The organism is Salidesulfovibrio brasiliensis JCM 12178, from assembly GCF_001311825.1.
GTDB lineage: Bacteria > Desulfobacterota > Desulfovibrionia > Desulfovibrionales > Desulfovibrionaceae > Pseudodesulfovibrio > Pseudodesulfovibrio brasiliensis.
Genome location: NZ_BBCB01000039.1, coordinates 20521 through 27227 on the forward strand (window position 1 = coordinate 20521; position 6707 = coordinate 27227).

Annotated in this window: 5 protein-coding genes and 2 pseudogenes; 3 read left to right on the forward strand and 4 right to left on the reverse strand. The window is 62.8% G+C overall.

Annotation, left to right across the window (positions count from 1 at the left end; genetic code table 11):
• Positions 1 to 106: 106 nt before the first annotated feature.
• The 3 genes and pseudogenes from JCM12178_RS10555 to rimO all read right to left on the reverse strand — a co-directional run bounded on the left by JCM12178_RS10555 (position 107) and on the right by rimO (position 3792).
• Positions 107 to 1371: pseudogene (locus JCM12178_RS10555) on the reverse strand (sensor domain-containing diguanylate cyclase).
• A 77-nt stretch (positions 1372 to 1448) separates the two neighbouring features.
• A pseudogene (locus JCM12178_RS10560) lies at positions 1449 to 2383 on the reverse strand (DMT family transporter).
• Positions 2384 to 2472: 89 nt separating this feature from the next.
• On the reverse strand, positions 2473 to 3792 hold the full coding sequence (rimO, locus tag JCM12178_RS10565) for a 30S ribosomal protein S12 methylthiotransferase RimO (RefSeq protein ID WP_054651202.1): 1320 nt from the start codon (positions 3790 to 3792) through the stop codon (positions 2473 to 2475).
• A 109-nt stretch (positions 3793 to 3901) separates the two neighbouring features.
• On the opposite strand from rimO, the gene JCM12178_RS10570 reads away from it, so the two are divergent.
• The 3 genes from JCM12178_RS10570 (at position 3902) to JCM12178_RS10580 (ending at position 6504) form a co-directional block, all read left to right on the forward strand.
• Positions 3902 to 5371, forward strand: coding sequence for a two-component system sensor histidine kinase NtrB (locus JCM12178_RS10570; protein WP_245628721.1), 1470 nt, complete (start codon positions 3902 to 3904; stop codon positions 5369 to 5371).
• Between the two features lie 44 nt (positions 5372 to 5415).
• Entirely contained in the window at positions 5416 to 6024 is a 609-nt protein-coding gene (locus JCM12178_RS10575; RefSeq protein WP_054651206.1) for an XTP/dITP diphosphatase, read from the forward strand.
• 72 nt (positions 6025 to 6096) lie between these two features.
• Entirely contained in the window at positions 6097 to 6504 is a 408-nt protein-coding gene (locus JCM12178_RS10580; protein ID WP_054651208.1) for a PilZ domain-containing protein, read from the forward strand.
• Here JCM12178_RS10580 and JCM12178_RS10585 read toward each other — a convergent pair.
• Positions 6476 to 6707, reverse strand: a 232-nt coding sequence (locus tag JCM12178_RS10585) for a helix-turn-helix domain-containing protein (RefSeq protein WP_177327446.1), incomplete at its 5' end; no start/stop codon positions are given. The genes JCM12178_RS10580 and JCM12178_RS10585 overlap by 29 nt on opposite strands.

Here is a 6707-nt window from a genome sequence, read left to right on the forward strand (position 1 = left end):
ATCTATCGCTTCCGGACAGTTGCGCCGGAGGCGAGCCAAAAAGCTTTGGAATTCTTAAAACCTTTCCCGAAAGGTTTTAAGCCCCCGGAGGGCCGCCGGAGGCACACTATCCGATGACCACTTTGTTTCGTCCGGTTTCCTTGGCTTCGTAGAGGGCTTCATCGGTTCGTTTGATGAGGTCGTCCGGGGTTTCACCGGGTCCTCGCAGGGCCACGCCGAAGCTGGAGGTCACTTGTCGGGGCACGTCGGTAAACTCGGTTTCACTGATGGCTTCGCGCAGCCGTTCGGCGGCTTCTTTTGCTCGGGATAGTCCGAGGCGGGCAGCATGACCATGAATTCTTCGCCGCCCCAGCGGGCGAGTGCGTCGGTTTCGCGGATGTTTTCGCGCACGAGTGCGGCCAGTTCGCGCAGGACGTTGTCGCCTGCGTCGTGGCCGAAGGTGTCGTTGATGGACTTGAAGTGGTCGATGTCGAACATGATGAGCGAGAGGTTTCCGGCCACGGCCATGCGTTGGGCAAGGGTTGCGAGGAAGCTTCTGCGGTTGAGGGCTTTGGTGAGCGGGTCGGTGGAGGCTTCGTCGGCCAGCCGCAGGCGTTCGTCTTCGAGGGCGCTGACGTCGTGGAAGCTGAACATGCGCAGTTCGGAACTGGGCAGGGAGCTGTAATTGACCGAGAAGGCGGCGGTTCTGCCGGTGGGGTTGGCCGGGTTTTCCAGATGGATGATGTGGTCGACGTCGAGGTTGTCGTCGGTGACTGTTTTGATCCACGACTCGTCGCCGCCTTCGTAGATGTCGCCGTTGAGGCGTTCCATGAAGTCGCCGGGCGCGGCGTTGTCGGCGGTCATGGCTTCGTGGTCTTCGTAGCCGAGGTAGTTGGCGAGGCGGCGGTTGGTGTAGGTAACGCGTCCGCCGTTTTCCAACAGGGCCATGGAGGGGAAGGCGTCGAGCAGGCGGCGCAGGTCGTGGTCGGCCTGTTCCAGTTTGCGGCGCAGAAAGACCGCGCGGGCGCAGCGGCGCAGGGCCACCAGCAGCCGTTCGGGTTCCACGGGGCTTTGCAGGAAGGCGTCGGCGTTCTGCTCCATGACTTCGAGGAGCTGTTTCGGGTTGTACTGGTCGTAGAGGACGATGAGCGGCGCGGTTTCGGACTCGGTGCGCATGTGGGTGACGAGGCTTTTGCCGAGGGGGCCGGTCATGTGCATGTCCACGAGGGTCACGTCGGGCGTTTCTGCGCGGAATCGTTTGAGCGCGGCGGCAGCGTCGGGCGCGGCCATGACCCGGGAGGCCGTTCGTGAGAGCAGTTCGGTCAGGCGTTCTCGTTCGAAGTCGTCTTTGAGGGCCACGAGGATTGAGAGGCGTTGTCTGGGCATGGTCATCCTGCTGTTGGAGACTGGTGATCCAACATGAGTTCACCAGTTAAGCCGGGGGCTGTCAATGCGCTTAGGTGTGCTGGCTAGGAGTTTTGGACGCGGAGATAGAGGATGAGGCCGGTTATGATGAGCGCGAATCCGGCCCAGCCGGTCAGATGGGGGATGGCGCCGCCGAGCAGGAGCACTTCGCCCGCCAGCGAGAAGGCTACCTCCATGGACTGGGTGCAGTCTGCGGCGGCCAGTTCCGGGGCGGTGCGGGCTTTCTGGCGTGCGTGCAGGAACAGGCTGGTGGCAGCCACGCCGGAAAAGATGGCCACGAGAAGGGTTTGCAGGAGCTGCCCGGTTGATGGCGGGGGCGGTGCGTGATGATGTAGAGTGCGATCCAGAGCGGAACGGAACCAAGGGTGAGGAGCAGGACGCGGCTGAGACTGTTTCTGATGGAGGGCGTGTCAATGGCGGGAATGAGGCTTCTGCCTCCGGCCTGTGCCTCCCATACGAGTTGATTGCCAAAGGGATAGGCGAAGGCGGCCACGAGGACCGGGAGCGTGCCGAGGGCCAGTTGGGCCATCGGCAGGCGTTCGGCCTGTTCCACGTTGATGAGGATGACCCCGGCGAAGCTGACGAGCGTGAAAAGGATGGCCCGAAGCGGGACGCGTTTCCCGAAACCGAGGAGCACGATGGGCGTGGCCACGATGGTCGTCTGCCAAGTGGCGGCCACGACCCAGCCGGGGGAGTAGGCCGCGCTGAAGGTGATCAGCGAGTAAAAGACGCCAAAGCCGACGCAGCCCGCCACGGTCCAGAAGCCGATGTTGCGGGTGTAGGTGGTGATGGTGTCGCGCAGCAGGCGTTGTTTGCCGCTGAGCAGGAGCCAGCCGCAAAGAAGGACGGTCATCCAGAGGTAGCGCAGGGCTGCGCTCCAGAACCAGTGCCCTCCGGCAAGGCTCATGCTGCGGTTGAGCACGAAGGTGGAGCTGAAGAACAGGGCGGCCAGCGTGCCGAGAAAGAGAATGCGTATCATGCCCTACGCCTTGAATGCGTTGGTTTTTTCCCGGAGATCAATGGATAGCCGGGAACTTGGTACAAGCGAGTGCGGGCCGCAAGCGGTGGCTAAGCCAGCGCTGAAAGGTCATAGGTGGTGGCGCTCTCCACTTCGACGGTGACGATGGTGCCCGGGGTCAGGGTGCGGCCTTCGGGCACGCTCACGTAGGTCAGGCCGTCCACCTCGGGTGCCTGAAACCATGCCCTGCCTTCGAACAGGCCCGGCCATTCCGGGGATTCGCGCTCCACCAGCACTTCGAGTTCGCTGCCGACATGCCCCTCCATGATTTCTTCGGATATTTCGGATTGCAGGGCCATGAGCGCGTCGCGGCGTTCAATCTTGACCTCGTCGGGCACCTGCCCGTCCATGGCGGCGGCGGGGGTGCCGTCCTCGGGCCAGTAGGGGAACACGCCCACGTGCTGCAACCGTTCGGCCTTGACGAAATCCATGAGGTGCCGGAAGTGCTCGTCAGTCTCGCCGGGATAGCCCACGATGAAGGTGGTGCGAATGGCCGCTTCGGGGAAAAACTTGCGGACTCGCTCCAGCACGATGCGCGGGTCGCGGGCGAAGGGGCGGCCCATGGATTTGAGCACGTCGGGGTGCGCGTGCTGCATGGGGATGTCGAAATAGGGCAAAAACGGTCGTCCTGCTTCGGCAAGAAAGGCAAGGGTCTTTTCGGTCAGCCCGGCGGGGTAGAGGTACATGGTCCTGAGCCATTGCAGGCCTTCAATGGACAGGAGCCCCTGCATCAGCCTGCGGAAGCCGTCCTTCATGCCGAGGTCGGAGCCGTAGGCAGTGGAGTCCTGCCCCACCACCACCAGTTCCGGCACGCCGGAGCGCACGATGGATTCGGCCTCGGACACCAGATGCGCCAGCGGCACGCTGTGTTGGGGGCCCCGGATGGAGGGGATGGTGCAGAAGCGGCAGTCGTGCGAGCAGCCTTCGCCCACCTTGAGGTAGGCGAACGAGGGCGCGGTGGACACTCTGCGGGGAAGGGCGCGGTCCGCCTCGTGGGAGAGGGCCTGCCGAACCATGTCCGGCCAGCGGTCCAGCTCATCGGTGGAGAGCCACAGCGATACCTCGGGCATCTCCGTCTTAAGGTCGATGCCGAAGCGGCTCACGAGGCACCCGGCAACGGCCAGCAGCGGGGTCTTGCCGCCGGACTCGCCATGCTCGTGGATTTCCTCGGCAAGTCCGAGGATGGTGTCCACGGATTCCTCGATGGCGGGCTGGATGAAGCCGCAGGTGTTGACGAGCACGAGGTCGGCCTCCAGCGGGTCGTCCGTTGGGGTCATGCCCGCACCGAGCGAGCCGAGCAGCCGTTCCGTGTCCACAAGGTTCTTGGGGCAGCCGAGGCTGACGGTATGTACCCTGATGGTATGATTCATTCTTCCTCCGCACCCCATGGGGGCAGGCAAATAGGCGTTGCGATTTGGTGCACGCCGTGTAAAATGGGGCCTTGAGGTATGTCAAACCGGCAAGGTGGCCATGAACGAAATGAGCATAGCGCAAGAGATCACATCGGAAAAGCAGTATGCCATCGGCGTCATCGGGGATATCCCCGCGCTCATGGCCTTCTGGGAAATGTTCCGGGATCAGGCAAACGACGCCGTCCTTCGGGAGATAGGCATCGTCGGCGCTGCCCTGCCCGGCCAGAGCGCCCTGCCCGGCATCTACGAGCAGGCCCACGGCATCCCGCTTTACGGCAGTTGGCAGTCCATGCTGGAGCAGCACCCGGAGATCAACATGATCATCGAGGCGTCGGGCCGCAAGCCGCTTCAGACCGAGCTTCGCAAGTGCCTGCCCGATACCGTGACGCTTGTCGAGCGCGACTGCGCCAACTTTTTCATCCGCCTTCTGACCTCTGACAAAATCTGGGTGGCCTGCAAGCTCGACCTCCTGCACACCCAGACCATGCTCAAGACCATCATTGATCAGCTCGACGAGGAGATTCTCTTTCTCGACGTTGACGGAAACGTGCTGGGCTGCAACCAGACCGTGGCCGACAACCTCGGCCGCAGTAAACGGGAGATCGTCGGAGAGCGCGTCGAGACGGTTTTCCAGCGCCAGCAGGCCAACGGCTTCCTTGATAACATCCGCAAGGGCAAATCCTCGGAGACCATCGCCACCAGCGTGGACGAAGAGGGACGGGCCCACTACCATCGCATCTACACCTATCCTATAGCCAACGAGGACGGCAACGTTTCCCACGTTGTCGCCATGAGACGCGACATCACCCGCCGCACCTACCTTGAGCAGCGCCTGCAGCAGGCGGAGAAACTCGCCTCAATCGGTGAGCTTTCCACCTACATCGCCCATGAAATCCGCAACCCGCTCTTCACTATCAGCGGCTTCGCCAACTCGCTCATGCGAAGTGAGGAGCTGGACGAAGGCTCGCGGGAAAAGCTGTCCATTATCCTTGAGGAGTCCAAGCGGCTGGACGTCATTCTCAAAAGCATCATGAATTTCACGCGCCCCACGGACGCCGACGCCACGGAGATGGACCTCAACGACTCGGTTCGCAACACCATGGAGGTCATGGGAATGGGCTTCTCCGGGCAGGGCATCGACCTGAACCTGGAGTTGGACCCGAGCGTGGCCAAGGTGAAGGCCAACGAGGAGCAGATCAGGCAGAGCCTCATCAATCTGGTCAAGAACTCGGTGGAGGCCATGCCCGGCGGCGGGCTGCTGACCATCAGAACCAGCATGGACGAAGGCTACGTGCGCCTCACGGTGACGGACACCGGCGTGGGCATCGCCCCGGAACTGCGCGACAAGCTCTTCAGCCCGTTTTACAGCACCAAGGGCAAGGGGTCCGGCCTCGGGCTGGCCATGATCCGCAAGATCATGGACGAGCTCGGCGGCGAGGTGGAGCTGACCAGCCGTGAGAACGAGGGCACCAGCGTGACCCTGTACCTGCCGCCCGTGGCGGCGATCGAGTCCCTTGCGGAAGAGCCCGGCTCCTAGTATGAAGCCTCCCTTGAAACCACTACTCACAAGGGAGACACGTCATGGACGCCATCGTACTCGCCACCCGCAACAAGGGTAAGATTCGCGAATTCAACATCCTTCTGGAGCCGTTCGGCCTCACGGTCCGCAGTCTCGACGAGTTTCCCGAGATCGGCGACATCCCCGAGACTGGCGAGACCTTCGTGGAGAACGCGTTCATCAAGGCCCGTGCCGTGGCCGAGGCTACCGGACTGGTGGCCGTGGCCGACGACTCGGGCATCGAGGTGGACCACCTTGGCGGCGCGCCCGGCGTCTATTCCGCACGCTTTGCCGGTCCCGAATGCGATGATCACGCCAACAATGAAAAACTGCTGGCCGAGCTGAAGGGCGTTCCCGACGAGAAGCGCACCGCGCGCTACCACTGCGTCATGGCCGCGGCCGCGCCCAACGGGGCTGAGACATACACCGAAGGTGCCTACGAAGGCCGCATCGCCCACGAGTACAAGGGAGACGGCGGGTTCGGGTACGACGTGATTTTCCTTGATACCGAGTTGGGCCGCCACGCAGCCGAGCTCTCGCCCGATGAAAAGCACGCGCGCTCCCATCGCGGCGAGGCCATCCGCAAGCTGCTTGACGTGTGGCCGGATTTCTGGGCCAAAGCCACCGCCTAAGCTCCTGCCGGGCCGCATAAAAAATAACTGCGGTCCTCTTTTCCTGATTCGTGGGGTCTGGTAGGGTGAGTCATGTTCAAAAGATTCGGAAAGTGGTTCAAGGACCGGTGTCTGCCGGAACAGCGCAGGCGTAGCAGGGTCGGTGTGGGGTTCGAAGCCTTTGTGGAGGTGTTCGAGGTCATCACGCCGGTAAAGACCGTGGACCTGAGCATGAACGGCGCCCGTCTCCATGGCGGCCATGTCTTTCAGGCCGGTCAGGACTGCCACTTCATCCTGCCCGTGGCTCCGGGCATCCGAATAGTCATTGAAGCAAAGGTGGTCCGCTCGGACGAGGACGGCACAGCCATCGAGTTTACGGCCATGGACCCGGACAGCTTCACCCACCTGCGGCGCATGGTCGAACTCAACGCCGCCGATCCCGACCGCATCGAGGACGAACTGCGCAAGGGCGTCAGTCCGTCTGAATGTCGTAAGCCTTGAGCTTCCTGTACAGGGAGCTTCGTTCCATCCCCACTGCCTTGGCAAGCTGCGAGACGTTGCCGCCGAACTCCTTGAGCTTGGCGTCGAGGAACCGCGCCTCGAACTCGGCCCTTGCCTGCTTGAAGTCCACCGGGCCGAGGTCGAATTCCGGGGCGCAGGGGGCCGCGGGCGCGTCGCCTGTCTGGACGGCGGCGTTGCCGGAG